Origin of the sequence: Enterococcus sp. 4G2_DIV0659 (assembly GCF_002140715.2) — a bacterium.
Lineage (GTDB): Bacteria > Bacillota > Bacilli > Lactobacillales > Enterococcaceae > Enterococcus_L > Enterococcus_L mansonii.
Map to the genome: position 1 here is coordinate 2,002,811 of NZ_NGLE02000001.1, position 17,493 is coordinate 2,020,303.

A 17,493-nucleotide genomic window follows, 5' to 3' on the forward strand; every position below is an offset into this window, starting at 1 on the left:
AAAAACTTATGCAAACAGTAAAATTAAACAACGATGTAGAAATGCCTATTTTAGGTTTTGGTACCTATCAAATTACAGACCCTAAAGAGGCAGAACAAGCGGTGATTGATGCGATAAAAGCGGGCTATCGTCATATCGATACAGCCCAATCCTACATGAATGAACAAGCAGTTGGTTGGGGAATTGCGGCTTCAGGTGTTCCTCGTGAAGACTTATTTATTACCACTAAAATTTGGGTAGAAAATGTTTCGTACGAAGGGGTGAAAACGTCATTTCAGCGTTCGTTGGATCGTTTGAATATGGACTATGTGGATTTACTTTTGTTACATCAACCCTATAATGATGTCTATGGTGCGTGGCGTGCGATGGAGGAACTGCAAGAGGCAGGGAAAATCCGTGCCATCGGGGTGTCAAATTTTGCGGTGGATCGAGCCGTTGATTTAGCCGAGTTCAATAAAGTAGTACCTCAAGTCAATCAAATCGAGATTAACCCTTTTAATCAGCAAACGAAAACAATTGACGCATTAAAAGCGGAAAGAATTATACCAGAAGCTTGGGCACCCTTTGCTGAAGGGAAAAATGGTCTTTTTACAAATCCAGTTTTAACTGAGATTGGGAATAAATACAATAAATCTGTTGCTCAAGTGATCGTTCGTTGGTTGGTTGAGCAAGATATTGTTGTTCTTGCGAAATCAGTAAAACCTGAACGAATGGCTGAAAATTTAGCTGTTTTTGATTTTGAACTATCAGAAGAAGAGAAAGCAACGATTGCAACATTGGATGAGGGGGAGAGTCAGTTTTTCTCTCACAGGGATCCGGCAATGATCAAATGGATGGCTAGTAGAAAATTGAATGTATAAATGAAACATAGAAGTGTTATTTGAGCAGAGATAAAAGACTAACGAGCAAAAAAAAATAAACATAGGAACAATTAAGTGAAAGATTAAATATTTCTTGCGCTACAGTTTCTAGTTAATAAGTTGGTAAGAATTATCCAAATGTATGAACAAACGATCAGAACCTTATACAGAGGTTCTGTTTTTTTAGTATACATAAAAATATGTTAACTAAATAAAGTACCATCTATTTGCTACTCTTTTATCTTACGTGTAATTCTGATCTCTGAGCAAAACGGACCTCTAGTTTATCCGAGTGTACCTTTAATTTTTTTGAGTTGTGCTTATCTATCGTCAAAAGCAAATATATTGGCTAATGAGTTTCAAGCGTATGTAGTTGAATGGCGAAAGAATAGAAGAAAAATAATGAAGATAGAGATACTAATATGAGGCGATTATTCTCTTCTTTTGATCGAACGTGAGATAAAGTTTGAGGAGATATTTTAATGTTAGGTACAAGTTAAAATGTCCCACGCGCTTAAAAATATGTACATAGATACTAATTCTATAAATTGGGAAAGGGAAGTGTGCATCAGTATGTTACTCAAAAGATAAGTAACTTGAGCGATTGAAAATTTCTTCTTGAATCGCTTGGCAAACATTTCTTAAGTACTTTTCATCAGTAAATGTTGGGAGGTAAATCTTATTTTTATGTGGGAATTCTCCCGAATAAGATTTATCAGAAATAAGTAAATCGATCGCCTTATCAAAATGATCAGCAATAGTGATATTTTCTCGGAATAGTAGGAGCAATTTCATCGTTATGATTTCTTTGATATAGGCATTTCCATTTTGAATATTGATGGTGACAGGGTCGATGCGACCTTGTTTAAATAATGGATATAAATGGATTGTAAAAAGAAAAAATTGGTTTTTAAAATGTTCTATTTTATCTGGTTTTAAGTATTCGGCAAGAAAGGGATAAGTAGCTGATAATTGATCGATCTGCTCTAAAATATGATCGGATTTGTTTTTTATTAGCTGCTTGTAAGGATTTAAATGATAATAGTCTTCAGTATAGACGTATAAGAAATCTCTCGGATCATAGGAACAGTAATATTCATAGAGCAAAAATAACGATACTTCCTGATGAAGTAAATCAAAATCTTCTATTTGGTTAATTTCGCTGGTATGGTCGAATTCGTCGTGGAATAAATTTGTATAGAACATCTGAGTGATCGCTTTAATGGCTGTATTAAGGTTATTTATTTTTGTATCAAATACAAGAGTCTCTTGTATTGTGTTTGATAATGATGGAAGCAATTTGTTTTTTAAGATAAATAAGAATAGAAAAGCTGCTTCCGATTCAGCTTGTTCTTCTTTTTCAGTAAATGAAGTGACAGAAAGAGAAAGTGAATCGGAAAGTTCTTTATACAAGCCATTTTTTGAAAAAGTAACACGATAAGGCGACTCGATGAAGCAAGAATGCTGCTCTCTTATTTTGCATATAAAAATCATTAACAGAAAATGATGTTTTTGAGTTGGATTAAGTTGAAATTTAGAAAAAAAGTTAGAAGTTAATGATTGTTCTAAAATATCTAAATCTTCTGAAAACAACCATAACGAAGATGCAGAAGAAAAAAATAGAAAATAGAATGTTCGAATTCGATATTCATTACCCATAATTTCATTATTTTCTGAAAGCGATAAGCCATGTTTTTCAATAAAATCTATGAACCTTTTTTTGTATCTTAAAAAAGTTGATTTACTTATGTAATGTGTGTCACAAAACTGTCCCACATTGACTTTTCCTAAAAGAAAACTGTCCATGACAAAGTTAAAAAGGATGGATCTTTTTAAATAAAAAAGGCCAACAGTTTCAACTTCTGCGTTAAGTATTTTTATCGTAAGAATTTGCCCCGTCTTGTTACTGGTAAAAAAAAGTCTATTGCTGTTTAGTTCAGGATGCGTGTGTAATTCTTTTACGATAGTCCTAACAGTGTTTTCTGAATAATTAGTCATTTTTATCAACTCCGGAATACTCATCTCACGCGCTTCTCTAATTAAAATTGAAACAATGTGCATTCTTCGGTCATCAAAAACGTTTAGAAAATCCCTCATACCTACTCCCCCAATATTATGTTTTTATTTTATTATTATTATTAAATGTTAAATAAGAAAAATCAAGTTTTTTTTTAAGGTTCTAACATTTGTATAACGATATTTAATTTTTTAGAATTGTTTTTTAATAGTTATTTTTACCCTATAGATAGGAAGCTTTTTCTTTGGAAATAGCTGTTTTGATCAGGAATCAAAAAATGAGTTTGAGACATTAAAAAAAGAGTGAGTAAAATTTTGTGTGATATGTTTTAATATTTATATAGAATAACGATAAATAAAACGTTTATTTAAATAAAAATCGTATAATAATTTGTTATATTTCTTTAAATAAACTTTTATTAAGCACAATACATAAGCTTCGAAAAATACATAAAAAAGAGGGTAGATAGGATGTACAACATTGGATACATATCGCTGGATAGTAATTGGAAAAAAGAATATCTGGATTTATTTCCAGAAAAGGAATACCAAGTTAACCAATTACGTATTACGGAGACAGAACTTTTTTCTAAGCAAGACATTTTACTAATTGAAGAACAGAGCTTTAAAGATTTTCCAACCATTTGTCAATTATTGTTAGAAGTTAAAGCATGTAAAAAAACGATGGTATATATCATTTCTTTAAAAGAGAATCTTGATCAAGCAGCTCGGATTGTGTATTTACAGTTAGGGGTAAATGGCATAAAAGATAATTCATTAGACTTAGAAGAGTTTTCATTTATATTGAAAAATCTATTGATTAAATGCTCGGATTATCAAACTGAGCGTTCAGGCAAGATGAAAACGATGAACAAGATAAAAACAGGTTTTTTTAAACTTGATGTTGAAAATATGAGTGTATGCATTGATGAAGAGGAAATCGGTTTGACTCGATTGGAATATCAAATCATCAAGTTACTTTATGATAATGCCAGAAAGGCAGTCTCTTATGAGCAAATTTCTGAGAACATCTGGAAAACCAGATCAGAAGATAAAAAATATAGAGTGGCAAATACTATTTTTCATTTACGTAAAAAATTGGAAAGAAAAGACGATGATGTTGAATATATAAAAACGGTGCGATCTCGTGGTTATATGCTAAATATATGAGTTATCTATAAAAGATGTTACTTACATTTCGCAATGAACATTAAATTTGGTTTCACTTTTCCCATTATTCTAGATGCTGAAATCAATGTATAGAGAAATTTGATGGGAAAAGTTGAAATAAATACCCTATATTCCTATAGGACATTTTTAAAGAAAGGAGGAGAAAAATGAGAAGACAAAAAAAGGTCTATTTTGTTGGAGTAATAGTTGCTTTATTTAGTATTTTAAGCGTCGTCTTATTTCAAAACACTACACAGATAAAAGCATCTGAAGAGCCGACAGTGAAGCGTGCAATTGATTTAGAAAAAGAATTAAACCCGTTACCCAAAAGTGAAAAAGAGTTACATGATGAAAAAGATATCACGATACCACAGATGGAAGCCTACATGAATGGTACGGATTATCGGTCATCAAAAGCAACGAGTGAAAATAAAATAACGGGTGATATGACTAACGGTGAATATCAAAGCAAGTACGCCGCATTGAATGCTGAACAAAATGCTGAATGGAACAAAAAATACAATTTCAGACCTGAAACCAATGTCAAGCATGTATCTACGTATGAAGAGTTTGCAAAACACTACGAAGATAATGGTGTTTCCAAAATAGTTCTTGATAATGATGTTGTGACTACTAGATCAGCAAACCTAGGAAGAACCGAATCGATTGAAATTGATGGTCAAGGATATTTGCTCCGTTTTGACGGTGGTTCGATTAATCTTAATGATTTAACAAAAATAGAGAATTTTGGAAAAGCCTTTTCAGATGTTCCTGTGTTTCATATGCATGATATACAGGTGGCCAATGGAGTTCCAGGTCAAAATACAGGTGCAAATAGTTGGGGCTTTGTAAATGGTCGTAATTCTGGTGATTGGGGAGGAGCAGGAGCTAACCCTAGAAATGGCTTATGGCGCTATCGGGTTGGCAATGTGTATACACCGTCTGGACCTACAGCTGAAGATAATCAAAATGTGAGAGGTCGTCTCATTTGTGCCAACCGAGCAGAAGTAAGTGTTTGGGGATACAATGACTTAACGACCGCAGCTGAAAATTTTTATACTGGTGGAATGACATATGAACCATTCACTTACTATAAAGGAAAAATAGCTAATCGTAATTATTCAACCATTTGGTTTGTCCAACCTGTTGGTACGAATAATGATAGTGGAAGTAGTACAGGAACAATGGAATTTAATATCGGAGAAGGCTCGTTTGTTTATCTGCATAACAAAAGAGATACTAGTATTGGTTATCCAGGGGTATATGAGCATTTCGACCAAATAAAAGTAGGGAAAAATGCGACATATAATGCCAACATCGCTGGATCAGCACTTTCTTTTAATAGAGACAATGCACGTTTTATTGCTGAAGAAGGTGCGACAGTGAATTTACTTTCTCGGCGTAATGCAACTAATTATCCTACCCTTGTTCTTGGTAGCTCGAATAATACTAATGGGGGAGTTGGCTCGGGACGTTCACCTAAAAATGTTCAAGTAGACTTTAAGCCTAAGAGTAAAGTATTTATAGTTGGTAATAATAGTACTGGAATTATAGGGTACCGTGGATTTCTTTCAGAAGCTAGAGAGAGCTCACAAGTAGTGATTGATAACCCAGAAACGTTTGATATTCGGAATTTACGTACGAATACAGGAACGACCAGAGCATTTCTAGGAGATGAAACTCGGGATAGAGGAAACCATAGTTTCGTGATAAAGAATTCTGACATTTCTATTTGGGAAAATAGCACAGAAATGGATGGTGCTCCGACATATGATTATGTAAATGTCGAAGAATTAAAAGTCACGAATGCTGTAGCAGCGGGAAGTGTTACGAGTACTAATGCTGATTTAAGTACCCAGTATACTCGGGGAAACTTTAAACGAATTTCAGGGATGAATAGTACCCCAAAACTAGAATGGATACCAGTGACTGATGCAGATTTTTCTCAAAAATCTAGAGTATTGATTGGTTATACAGCAGTCGGTGGCGAAGATCCATTTGATGAGAATGGGGATGCAAAGGTCAAACCTGTATACGCCGATAGCATTCGTAAAGCCTATGTTGATTATACTGATACTCTTGGGAATACCTATACGGGTATAAGTACGAATGATAATTACCTACACTGGAAAAAAGCAGATCATACGATTGCAGGATTCCAAATGGCTGGTAAAGACATGAAGGGGATTCCTTATCGTGCTTCGATGGTAAATGGTACTTTGACGCCTTATAGAACAGGGGAAGAAGTGCTTACTACTGTAATTGATGTCACGCCGCCAGAGCCGGCTAAAGTTCAATCAGATAAAGTAACAAATGCAACAAAGCAGCTAACTGGTGTAAATGCAGAACCAAAAGCAAATATTTACGTAGATATCAATGGTGTACGACAAGTAGACGTTGGTACAGTAGCTGATGATGGTTCATGGGTATACGATTTAAAGGGGTATCTAAATGCTGGGGATTTAGTAGAAATTTTCTTAGAAGATAGTGCTGGGAAAATTACAACGCAGCTTGATCCTGCTGTTCCGACGACAAATAATGATCGAGGGAATATTAACCCTTCAGCCGATTTAACTTATCGTGATACCGTCTTTAAAGCAGCAGCAAAATATACTGTAGAAGACATCTTACCGGATAAACCAATAGCAGAAAAAAGTGTCAAAGTTTTTCGAGATGGCGTTGAAGTCAATAACACTCAGGTCGGAGATACATTGATTTATACACTTACTGCTACAAATGGTAAGGCAGCAAATTTTGATACTGTCTGGAAAAACGTAGATATTACGGATGTAATTCCAACAGGTACAACATTTGATCCTAGTGATCCGGGAATTAAAATCAATAATGTAGACGCGGTTGAAGGGGATTATACTTTTGATCCATCTGGAAATGGAGCCTTAACAATCCACCTTGGTGATTTACAAACAGGAGCTTCAAGTACCGTTACATTTAAAGTAGAAGTAACACAAGATGCTGTCGGAAGCATTATTACCAACACAGCAAAAGCAGAAGGGTATTCTCCAAGAGAAAAGGGAGAATTTATTCCTGGACCGGATGATCCAAATAGGGAACATGAAACCTATTGGGCGATTACTGATGAAATAAAAAATCCTGGGGGAACGGTTTTTGGGGTCTTGAAATTTGTTTCTGCGCCAAGTGTGATTGATTTTGGTACTCAAGCTGTTAAAACGAAAGTTCAACGAATTAATCAACCTACAGAAATTAAAGGTGATTTGATTATTCAAGATAGTCGCGCTCAAAGGAAACCGTGGAATTTAACTGCCAGTCTAAAAACGCCACTAACTAATGGTAAAGATACCATTGTAGGGGCTTTGCGTTATGTATCAAAAGGAAATGAAATTACTCTAAATGCTGGTTCTCAACCAATAATTGAAGGTAAAACAAATAGTGATGATACGCCCTACAAAGTAAATAGTACTTGGTCTGAATCAGGAGATGGATTGAAATTACAAACTGATATAGGTTCAGTGAAATCTTCTGGGAGTTATACAGCAACGATCGAATGGAATTTGACAGATGCACCATAAAGCAGAGGGGAGTTATAAATGAATAAGAAGTTGAAATATTTGCTATCCTGTATTCTTTTTATCTCTGTTGGAGTAACCCTGTTTATCTTCCCGATTATGGATGTTTGGGCAGTTGAAGGTGGTCAAGTAGGGCACGATGCTGTTATTGAGCTTTATGCCGAAGATACCATAGAATCTTCATCATCAAGTTCAGAACAACCAACTAGTTCAAGCAAGCCAATTGTTGAGAAACCAAAAGGAAAATACCCAAGTACAGGTGAAGTTATTAGACGTTCATTAGCATTAAGCGGCAGTGCTCTAGCTTTAATTGCATTGATTTTCTTTATTAAAAAAAGGCGTGAAGAACGGGAGGAAGTTGAAAAATGAAACAGATAAAGAACATTTTATTTTCTGTACTCACATTTTCTTTTTTCCTGAGTAGTCAAGCAGTTTTTGCTGAAGCAAAATCTTTGCCAGCAACAGGCAGTATTGAATTTGAGAAATCATTACAACCGCCGCAAGTCGTTGATCCAGAAAAACCAGCTGATCCGGCTGATCCAGGACCAAGTCCGTCAACAGATGGTTATTTGAGAATAGATTTTGTTCCTAAATTTAATTTTGGACGAAATAAATTATCTGAAAAAGATCAGACCTACTCTGCAAATGCTCAACTTTTTCATGGGGATACTGGACCAAGAGGAAATTATGTTCAAGTAACCGATAGTCGAGCAACAGGAGATGGTTGGACGTTACAAGTCCGTCAAGAAACAATGTTAACTTCTAATACGGGAGATATGTTAAAAGGAGCGTATATCTCTTTAGATAAAATGTGGGCTAACTCCACATTAGATTCTCAATATGCTCCTAGTTTACAAACCGATGTTATCAAACTAGATAAAATTAACACAACGTATGATTTAGCTACTGCCGGAAAAAATCAAGGATTTGGAACATGGACTATTGAATTTGGGGCTTCAGAAGACAATGAGGCAGGTCTTGTATCCACATTAAAACCTCTTACTGATGAAAACGGCAAACCTGTATTAGACCCTGATTTTGAAAACAAGCAAGTTTATAAAAATGAGGCAGTTAACTTTTTTATCCCTGGTTCAAAAGACACAAAACCAGGTCAATACCAAACGGTGATAACTTGGCTATTAGCTGAGTTGCCATAAATAAAAAAATTATATTGGAGGAAACACACACATGAAAACAAGAACATTATGCTCAGTAGCCTTATTGGCAATCTTAGGAGCTAACGTAGCTTTACCAGTAGCAGCAAGCGCAGACGCAAAAAATTTAACAAGTACAGGACATATCGAATACGAAGAAGATACAACTGTAACACCACCTATTGACCATGAAAAACCAGAAGAAGAGCTTGATGACAAGGATGAAATTGTAAAAAATCCTGATGGGGGCTCATTAGCGATTGATGCAGTTACTAAGCTTCAGTTCATGAAACAAAAAGCGGTAACAACTGACCAAAGATACTATGCAAAACAAGTACCAGCTGACAAAAATGGGGTATCAGATGGTTTCCGTGGGAACTTTGTACAAGTAACAGATAAACGAATTGACAGCCGTACACCATGGACATTGACTGCAAAATTAAATAAGCAATTTACAACTGGTGACGCTAATGATGCTACTAATGTATTAGCAGGATCTACAATCACTTATACGAATCCGACAATTAATGGTAAAGGTGATGACAAGTCTCTTTTCCCAGTATTAGGCTCAAAAGCTAGCACGTTTACTTTATCATTTGATAAAACTAATGGTGGTAATACAATAAATGTTATGGGAACAAAAACAGCGGAACAAGGGTTTGGAACATTTACTATTGGGTTTGGTAATACAGCAGGATTTGAAGGAGCAGATAAAGGGAAAACTCCTGGTTTAGGTGTGCCAACTCCAGAGGATTCAACGGGTACACCAGATTCAGATCCTAAAAAGCAAGACTTGATTCATAATGGTTCTGTTCAATTATTTGTGCCAGGTAACGCAATTAAGAAAAAAGCAGCATATGAAGCTGAAGTATTATGGTCAATTGCTACAACACCAATTGATTAATAGTGCTTAAAAGAACGAACAACTGTTTTTTGACAGAACAAAACTATTTAATAGTTTTGTTCTGCTCTTTAAAAAATTAACAATAAAGTAGAACAGTCTATTCGTTCTGCTATAACAATGATAATCAGGTTAAGAGGATTGACAAGTAGCTAGTAATGTATTTGTTTTTATAACAACCTATACGAATTGGCTTTATTTTTGTAAGAAAGGAAAAAAGATGAAAAAAAAGACATGTATTAAAGCTGTACTATTTGCCCTATTAATAAACTTAGTCTTAGGAGGACTTTCTACATATGCTAATGAAAACGAGAAAGGTTCAGAAGCAGGAAATACAGCTGAATTAGCTGGAGCAACAGGTTTTACATATCAAATGATTTTTCCTGAAAATCAACATCCGGAATCTGGATTTTTTGATTTACAAATGATGCCCGGACAAAAACAAACAGTAGAAATAAATTTAAAAAATCCTAGTTCACAAGAATTAACGGTGCAAGTAAATTTAACTGGTGCAATGACAAATTCAAATGGCGTTATTGAATATGGTCCCAACAAATTATCTGCTGATAAATCTATGAAGTATAAATTTGCAGATATAGTGAAAGGACCAGAATCCATTACATTAAAACCACAATCAGAAGAGAGACTTAAATTAGAGATAATAATGCCGAAAACAGAATTTGATGGCATTATTTTAGGTGGTATCCAACTGCAGCGACAATCAAATGAGGAAAAAGTAGAAGATAATAGCGGTACAATGGTGGTTAATAAATATGCGTATGTAATCGGGATGCGCTTAAGAGAAAATGATAAAGAGATACCAAAAGAGTTGGAGTTCGTTAAAGCTTATGCGGATACTCCAGACTACAAAAATTCTGTAATTATAGATTTAGGCAATAAGCAGGCAGCAATTTTAAAAGATCTAACTGTGGAAGCACAAATTATGGGGGAAAAAAGTGATGAGGTTCTTTATGAATCGAAGAAAACACAAATGCGTATGGCTCCCAATACAGTATTAAACTTTCCTGTAAGCATGGAAGGACAAGCAATGAAAGCCGGGAAATATCGTGCCCATGTTGTTGCAACATCAGGAAGCGAACGCTGGGAATGGACAGAAAAATTTGAAATCACAAAAGAAGAAGCAGATAAATTTAACAATGAAGCAATTGGTTTAAATCAAAATAGAGAGTTTGATTGGAAATTGATTGGACTGATTGTTGGCGGTGTATTAGCGTTAATTATTATCATATTTGTAGTGATGCATTTAATTAAAAAAAAGAAATCCAAAAGTAAAAAGAAAAAAAGAAAAAATTAGAATAATTAAGTAAGTAGAATTAATGAAAAAGTGGGGAGGAACACGATGACAATACTAGATTGGATAGCCGTTATTTGCCTAGCAGCGGCCATTCTCTTTTTCATTTTTATGTGTTTATTTTTGGTATTTGTTTTTCGAGTCCAGAGTAAGGTTAAGAAACTTTCAAGTATACGTACGAAGAATAAACGAAAACGAAAAAAAATGATTTTTACGAAGAGAAAACTAATTAAAAAGAGGAAACGAAATTTAGTAACGGCCATTCTTTTTCTAGTAATAGGTATATTAGCAATGTCTGCTTCTGCTTATACAGTTTTTTATCAATCAACAAATTTGGGCGAAACTGACCAAAAAGCAATCATAAATGGGTACTATTATTTAAGTGAGATTGAAAATCAATTGAAAGAAATAGAGGCGGATGGAGAAAGCCAAAAACTTGATAGTAATTTCAATACTCTTTCAGCTCGTCTATCTAGCTTTGCATTGAATCAAGCAGACTATAGAATCAGCAGTGATGGCCAATCTATAGTCAACCGCTACTATTCTTCCATGAAAGAATTGGGCATTAATTTATCAGCGCAACCGTCTAGATTTTATAAAGATGCGGAGAAGTTAGCCGAATTTAAATTAGATTTTGAAAAGGTAAAAAAGAACGAAGATGCTGTATTAAAAAAATTCAAGATTGATGAAAAGTCGTTGATGGAGAAAAAGTAATTTCAGGTAAGGAGTCATGAGTAAAAGAGATGAAAACAACTGTCAAAAAACAAAAGAGAAAAGTAACTAGTAGTGTTCGGATAGTTGATTCATCAAAAAATAAAAAGAGAAAGAAAAAAGATAAAGGCATAAGAAGACAAGCATCTGTAGTAAAAAGAAAAAAGAAACTAATTCATCTTAAGAAAAAATCAAAGCGTTCTGTAAAAAAAAGAAAGCGTAAATTGTGGAAAAAATCAATTCGAAGAATAGTATCGGAGCTGATTAGTTCAATTGCTTTGGCAGCTTTATTTATTTGGGTGATTTCTTTATTCACATTTACATTTACTAGAATTGATGGATATGGAATGATGCCTACACTGACGAAGAATGATACTGTTTTTGTTAATCGTTTAGGTGAGAAGAAACGATTTAAGCTGGTGTATATCAAGTTGCCAAATAATCAAGGTACATCTGTGCGGCGAATTATTGGATTACCGGGTGAAGAAATCAAATACAGTAAAGATAAATTGTACGTAGATCATGTGAGTAAAGAAGAAAAGTTTATTTTAGACGAAATTCAACAGGCCGATGCAAATAGCACTTTCTACACAGAAGATTTTACGATAAATCAAAAATTCAAAACGAATACAATCCCAAAAGGAAAATTTTTAGTTTTGGGAGATAATAGACCGTATTCCACTGATAGTCGTTATTTTGGTTTGATAGATGAGAAATCAATTATAGGCGTTGTTGAAATGAGGGTACTCCCCATCCATAAGATGGTTAGATATTAGAGAAAATATAAAAATGAACTAGGCGGACGGAGAAGTAAATGCAAGAGATAGTTATTATTTTATCTAGCATTTACTTTTTCTGCGTTGTATCAAGTATGATAGTTAAGAAAAAACAAATAATTAAATCAACTATTGTAAACGTAGTAAGATTGGATAGGAAGTTCGTTTTTCGATGAGTTTCCTACCTAATCTTACTATGTTTATATTTGGTGGTTTGCTAACAGATAGTAGAAGGTATTTTTATAAATCGATTGGAGAGTTCACTAGTATTTTACATAGAAAAGATGCTAGTGATTTCTCACCAACATCATAAAATGTGAACCTTTAAATTCGTATAAATAATCCTACACACCAATTAAAACTCCAATAGCATTCCACCCAAAAGATCGTTATTTTTTATTTCGATACAAAATATCTTCTATATCTCCACTAGACCAAATTTTTCCAGTTGTTGCATCAAAATCCTCATTGTCTAATTGAATACAGCGAATACGTGGATTATTGTATGTTTTATAGTAATAATTTAAAGAGCTATTCACCATGATAGAAGTATATTGAGTGTAATCATAGGCTTGAGAGGTTTTCACGGCACCTTTAGGAATATCAACATTGCTAAGGACGTGAAACAGAGCGGTAATGCCATCTCCTTCTGTTTGGATATCTTGCAGACACGATTTTAAGAACACTGCTCTAACAAATCTTGATGGCGGAGTAAAGTCACCCGGAAGTCCAAACGCACCAGCACCTTCGCCAAATGGTTTCATTATCATGTTATCTAAATGCACTTCTGACTTTTGTTCAGGTTGTAAGCCAAGATAGTTTCTTAAATTTGTGGTATGCCATTTATAATCTGGGCTGTTCGTCATAACCCCAATCTTATTTTCATAAATATGCAATGTTTGTTCAGTGTATTCGATGACAATGCTTTCCCCTGTTCGATCTGTCACAATCCAATGTAAGGGCAATACGATACCTATAAAATCCAAAACAGTATGTTCAATTTGAACATGTTCCATTTTTTGTGTTACTTCACCAATAGTTGAACAAGTAGAGAGTAAAAAAGGGACAATATCATGTGGCGCTAGAGTGTACTGTTTTTCTTTATCCTGACTATTATACTCAGCATAACCAGAAAAATAAAGAGCAGCACAAGAAAGTCCTTTTTCATTTAAGCCGTCAGCAAAAACGAATTCACCATTATCGATCTGCCTTGCCATCCCGACAAAAGCATAGTCATTTTTATCAGTTGCAAATGCAATTTTTTTCCTTGGAATAAACGTTGGCTCAGCATCCAGAACAACTGCAAAATCCATTGTTCTAGCTAATAAAACATGTTGATCTTTTGTTGTCATCGTAACACTTGTACACATAGATTATCGCTCCCTCGTTATTATGAAATAGATAGAATATCTAAAAAAATAAGATTATAGAATAATATAAGTTAAAGTGAACTTTCTAAAAGTTTAACGTAGTTTAAAATTATAATCAAATAAATACTATAGATAAAATAAGAGAGTATACAGATTTAAATTCCATTACAGGGAGATAAAATCATTGGGATTCCTCATATTTAAAAATATTCAAACAAAAATCATCATAATTTAATCTAAAAAGTATATGTTTTGACATGAATTTATTTATTGTTTACCATCAGAAAAGTTGTTGCTTCATGCAGCTAAAATAAGGAATCTATTGGTCTAGACTGATAATAAGAAAGGAAAGATGTATAAAAGATGTTAAAAAAGTTATCGTGGTTTTTAGTAATGGTTGTCGGTATTTTAGGTTTGGTTGGATTCGGTGAGCACTCATCTGCTGCAGAATTAAACAATGGAGGATTTGTTGATTCAATTCAGTTTGATAAAACAGAATTAATGGACGGAGAATTGACGTCGATTCATGTGACGTTTAGTGAAAAGTCAGATACAAAGTTAAAAGCAGGCGATACTTTAACGCTGTCGCTGCCTAAAGAACTTGAAGGATTGACAGATTCGAATGATGCTCCGCGTGAAATAGATTTAAACGGGTTGGGAATAGTTCGTGTGTATAAAGATAAAGTCATTTGTACATTCAACGAAAAGGTAAATCAATTGGAGCGTGTTAGAGGAGAATTTACTTTTGGTGTGCGTGTAACCAATGTTGAAGAGAATACAGTAAAAGAAGTACCAGTAAATCTAGGAACCTCAGTCAGTGTACAGAATATTGTTGTTAAAGGACAAACAGGCATATATGAAGAGGTTGAGAAGCCTTTCTTTTATAAAACAGGAGATTTATTAGGAAAATCAGGACAAATTCGTTGGTTTTTATCAGCGAATCTAAATAAAAGTGATTTGGCCAATGACATTGTTATGAAAGATAAATCAGGTGGGGGTCAATTATTAAATAAAGATAGTTTTACATTCACCATTGATAACTACCTAGGTCAGTCAACATTGAGTTTAGAGGAATTTCAAAATCAAGGTTATGGTACAGTAGAATTTGGTGCAGAGAATGAGTTTGTGATTCGTTTATACCGTAGTAAAGCTCGTTTAGCTTCATTTACTATCATGTATACAGCAACAATTACGGATGCAGGGAAAAAACAAGCGAACTTTACAAATGATTGTCAAATCGATTACCAAATTTTATATCAAAAACCAATCAATGAACAAGCAACACATCAAGTGAAGAACATTTTCTTAGATGGGAATGCAATTGGTGATGAAAATCAGTCAATTAAAGAAGCAATTGAGCAAGAAGAAACCATAGAAGATGAATCAAATGAGTTAGAAGAAATCGCGCCACTAGATCCAGAAGAACAAGCGAAAGAAAGCCAAGAAGAAGAATTAAATAAAGCCAAAGAAGATCAACCAGAGATTCATGTTGGCGAACAAGAAGAAACCACAGAAGATGAATCAAACGAGTTAGAAGAAATCGCGCCACTAGATCCAGAAGAACAAGCGAAAGAAAGCCAAGAAGAAGAATTGAACAAAGCGAAAGAAGACCAACCAGAAGTCAAGGTTGATGAACAAGAAGAAGTAATCGAAGAGGAAACAAAAGGCTTAGAAAAAATCAAACCAATCAAGCCAGAAATTGTAGAAATAACAGAAATACCAGAATTAGAAACGAAAATTACTGGTACGAAAGTGGATGTCCAACGTGACAATCAAACGAAAACAACGCTTCAAATTGATAATAATATCCCTTCAAATCATGAAGTAAATGGACAATCCCAAAAAAGTAAACTTTTATTAAGCAATGACAAAGATAATACGACGCAATCAAAAGCTCAATTACCAAAAGCTGGAAGTAAAAATAGCATCATGCTTATGATTGCTGGTTTTGTAGTTATCTTGTTAGCTTTTGCAGCGTATACCATAAAACGCAAAAACATGTAATCAGTTTTGAAAAAAATAAAATAATCTGCGTAATCAACTAAATCTTGGTTGGTTATGCAGATTTTTCTTAATGAAAAAGGCGTTTGAATGACGAGTGGTGGGGGAACGAAAGAATAAAATCCCTTGCATGCGTACTCGATTTAATCAGTAGTACATGCAAGGGGTTTTATTAGAAAGAACGCTTAAATTTCAGTTATTGTACCCAACGAACTAGCCAAGATTTTCACCATTTGACTCAATCACTTGTTTATACCAATAAAATGATTTTTTACGACTTCTATCAAGTGTTCCGTTTCCTTCATCATCACGATCTACATAAATGAAGCCATAACGTTTACTCATTTCGCCCGTACCGGCACTGATTAAATCAATACAACCCCAAGGCGTATAGCCAATCAAATCAACCCCATCATCAATGGCTTTTTCCATTTCAATAATATGGCGTTTGAAGTAATCAATCCGATAGTCATCATTGATTGAGCCATCTGTTTCTACTTCATCAAAGGCACCAAGCCCATTTTCTACGACCATTAATGGCACTTCATAACGAGAATAGATTTGGTTTAACGTATAACGCAGACCAATAGGATCGATTTGCCAGCCCCAATCACTGGTTTCAAGGTATTCATTTGAGACACCGCCAAAGAGATTTCCGCCTGTTTTATCATTACGATTTTCTAAATCATCTGTAATACAAGTGGTCATGTAATAACTGAAGGTATAATAATCGACCGTTCCAGCTTTTAGTAAGGCTTTGTCTTCTTCGGTCACATCCACCTGAATATGATTTTTTTCAAAATAACGTTTCATGAAATACGGATATTTTCCTTTGACTTGCACATCTCCACAGAAAAAGTTGAATTTTTCATTAATCTGCTGTGTTTTTAACACATCTTCAGGACGACAGGTTTTTGGATACATCGTAATATACGCTAGCATACACCCGATTTTAAACTCAGGATTGATCTTGTGACCTGCGATAACTGCACGTGCAGAAGCCAAAAAGACATTGTGCAGTGCTTGATACTGTTCAGTTTCTGTATACTCACGATTAAATAAACCATTGATGCGTTTACCATGATCCATTGTACCAAAATTGATTTCATTGAAGGTCAGCCAGTATTTTACTTTATTTTTATAACGCTCAAAAAGCGTCGTTGCATAGTTTTCGTAAAAGCCGATTGTCCGTTTATCTAAAAAGCCATCATAAGTTTTTCCTAAATGAAAAGGCAGTTCAAAGTGAGAAATCGTTACAAGTGGTTCAATGCCATATTTCGCTAATTCATCAAAAACCTCATCATAAAATGCTAAACCTGCCTCGTTTGGCGCGTCTTCATCCCCATTTGGAAAAATCCGTGACCAAGCAATAGACATCCGATACACTTTAAAGCCCATTTCTGCAAATAAAGCGATATCTTCTTTATATCGATGGTAAGAATCGATCCCTGTATGACTAGGATAGTAATACTTATCCGTGTCAATGACTAAATCGAAGGAACGGCGTGTATTGGCGGTACGACTTCCAGCGCGATTATGATCGCAAATAGATTCTCCTTTTCCCGCTACATTCCAAGCACCTTCGCATTGATTAGCGGCTGTTGCGCCGCCCCATAAAAAATTTTTTGGAAAACTCATTTGTTCGTACTCCTTTATCAATTCATTTTATGTTGACTC

At 34.5% G+C, this 17,493-nt stretch carries 13 protein-coding genes; 10 read left to right on the top strand and 3 right to left on the bottom strand.

Annotated features, from left to right (window positions below; all coding sequences use genetic code 11):
- The first annotated feature begins 8 nt into the window (after positions 1-8).
- Positions 9-860, top strand: a complete 852-nt coding sequence (locus A5880_RS09205; protein WP_086330675.1) for an aldo/keto reductase — start codon at positions 9-11, stop codon at positions 858-860.
- 576 nt (positions 861-1,436) lie between these two features.
- Here A5880_RS09205 and A5880_RS09210 read toward each other — a convergent pair.
- Positions 1,437-2,957 (bottom strand): helix-turn-helix domain-containing protein, encoded by a 1,521-nt coding sequence (locus A5880_RS09210; protein ID WP_086330676.1) that lies wholly within the window; start codon positions 2,955-2,957, stop codon positions 1,437-1,439.
- A gap of 390 nt (positions 2,958-3,347) precedes the next feature.
- Here A5880_RS09210 and A5880_RS09215 point away from each other — a divergent pair, with 390 nt between their 5' ends.
- The 8 genes from A5880_RS09215 to lepB all read left to right on the top strand — a co-directional run bounded on the left by A5880_RS09215 (position 3,348) and on the right by lepB (position 12,445).
- Positions 3,348-4,046 carry a winged helix-turn-helix domain-containing protein gene (locus A5880_RS09215; RefSeq protein WP_086330677.1) on the top strand — a complete coding sequence of 233 codons (699 nt, stop codon included), beginning with the start codon at positions 3,348-3,350 and terminating at the stop codon, positions 4,044-4,046.
- Positions 4,047-4,213: 167 nt separating this feature from the next.
- Positions 4,214-7,594 carry a pectate lyase-like adhesive domain-containing protein gene (locus tag A5880_RS09220; protein WP_086330678.1) on the top strand — a complete coding sequence of 1,127 codons (3,381 nt, stop codon included), beginning with the start codon at positions 4,214-4,216 and terminating at the stop codon, positions 7,592-7,594.
- 18 nt (positions 7,595-7,612) lie between these two features.
- Positions 7,613-7,960 carry an LPXTG cell wall anchor domain-containing protein gene (locus A5880_RS09225; protein WP_086330679.1) on the top strand — a complete coding sequence of 116 codons (348 nt, stop codon included), beginning with the start codon at positions 7,613-7,615 and terminating at the stop codon, positions 7,958-7,960.
- Positions 7,957-8,748 carry a WxL domain-containing protein gene (locus A5880_RS09230; protein WP_086330680.1) on the top strand — a complete coding sequence of 264 codons (792 nt, stop codon included), beginning with the start codon at positions 7,957-7,959 and terminating at the stop codon, positions 8,746-8,748. Before A5880_RS09225 ends, A5880_RS09230 begins: the two co-directional genes overlap by 4 nt.
- A 31-nt stretch (positions 8,749-8,779) precedes the next feature.
- On the top strand, positions 8,780-9,649 hold the full coding sequence (locus A5880_RS09235) for a WxL domain-containing protein (RefSeq protein ID WP_086330681.1): 870 nt from the start codon (positions 8,780-8,782) through the stop codon (positions 9,647-9,649).
- Positions 9,650-9,866: 217 nt separating this feature from the next.
- Positions 9,867-10,961 carry a WxLIP family cell surface protein gene (locus tag A5880_RS09240; protein ID WP_336577055.1) on the top strand — a complete coding sequence of 365 codons (1,095 nt, stop codon included), beginning with the start codon at positions 9,867-9,869 and terminating at the stop codon, positions 10,959-10,961.
- A 45-nt stretch (positions 10,962-11,006) separates the two neighbouring features.
- Positions 11,007-11,672 (top strand): hypothetical protein, encoded by a 666-nt coding sequence (locus A5880_RS09245; RefSeq protein WP_086330683.1) that lies wholly within the window; start codon positions 11,007-11,009, stop codon positions 11,670-11,672.
- A gap of 29 nt (positions 11,673-11,701) precedes the next feature.
- Complete coding sequence (gene lepB, locus A5880_RS09250; protein WP_086330684.1) at positions 11,702-12,445, top strand: signal peptidase I; 744 nt, start codon at positions 11,702-11,704, stop codon at positions 12,443-12,445.
- A 389-nt stretch (positions 12,446-12,834) separates the two neighbouring features.
- Here lepB and A5880_RS09255 read toward each other — a convergent pair whose 3' ends face one another.
- The gene (locus A5880_RS09255; protein ID WP_086330685.1) at positions 12,835-13,815 is read right to left on the bottom strand and encodes a choloylglycine hydrolase family protein; all 981 of its coding nucleotides are present in this window, start codon (positions 13,813-13,815) and stop codon (positions 12,835-12,837) included.
- 363 nt (positions 13,816-14,178) lie between these two features.
- Between A5880_RS09255 and A5880_RS09260 the strand changes: the two genes are divergently transcribed.
- Positions 14,179-15,819, top strand: coding sequence for a collagen binding domain-containing protein (locus tag A5880_RS09260; protein ID WP_336577057.1), 1,641 nt, complete (start codon positions 14,179-14,181; stop codon positions 15,817-15,819).
- A gap of 210 nt (positions 15,820-16,029) precedes the next feature.
- Here A5880_RS09260 and A5880_RS09265 read toward each other — a convergent pair whose 3' ends face one another.
- On the bottom strand, positions 16,030-17,454 hold the full coding sequence (locus A5880_RS09265) for a glycoside hydrolase family 1 protein (protein WP_086330687.1): 1,425 nt from the start codon (positions 17,452-17,454) through the stop codon (positions 16,030-16,032).
- Between the last annotated feature and the right edge of the window lie 39 nt (positions 17,455-17,493).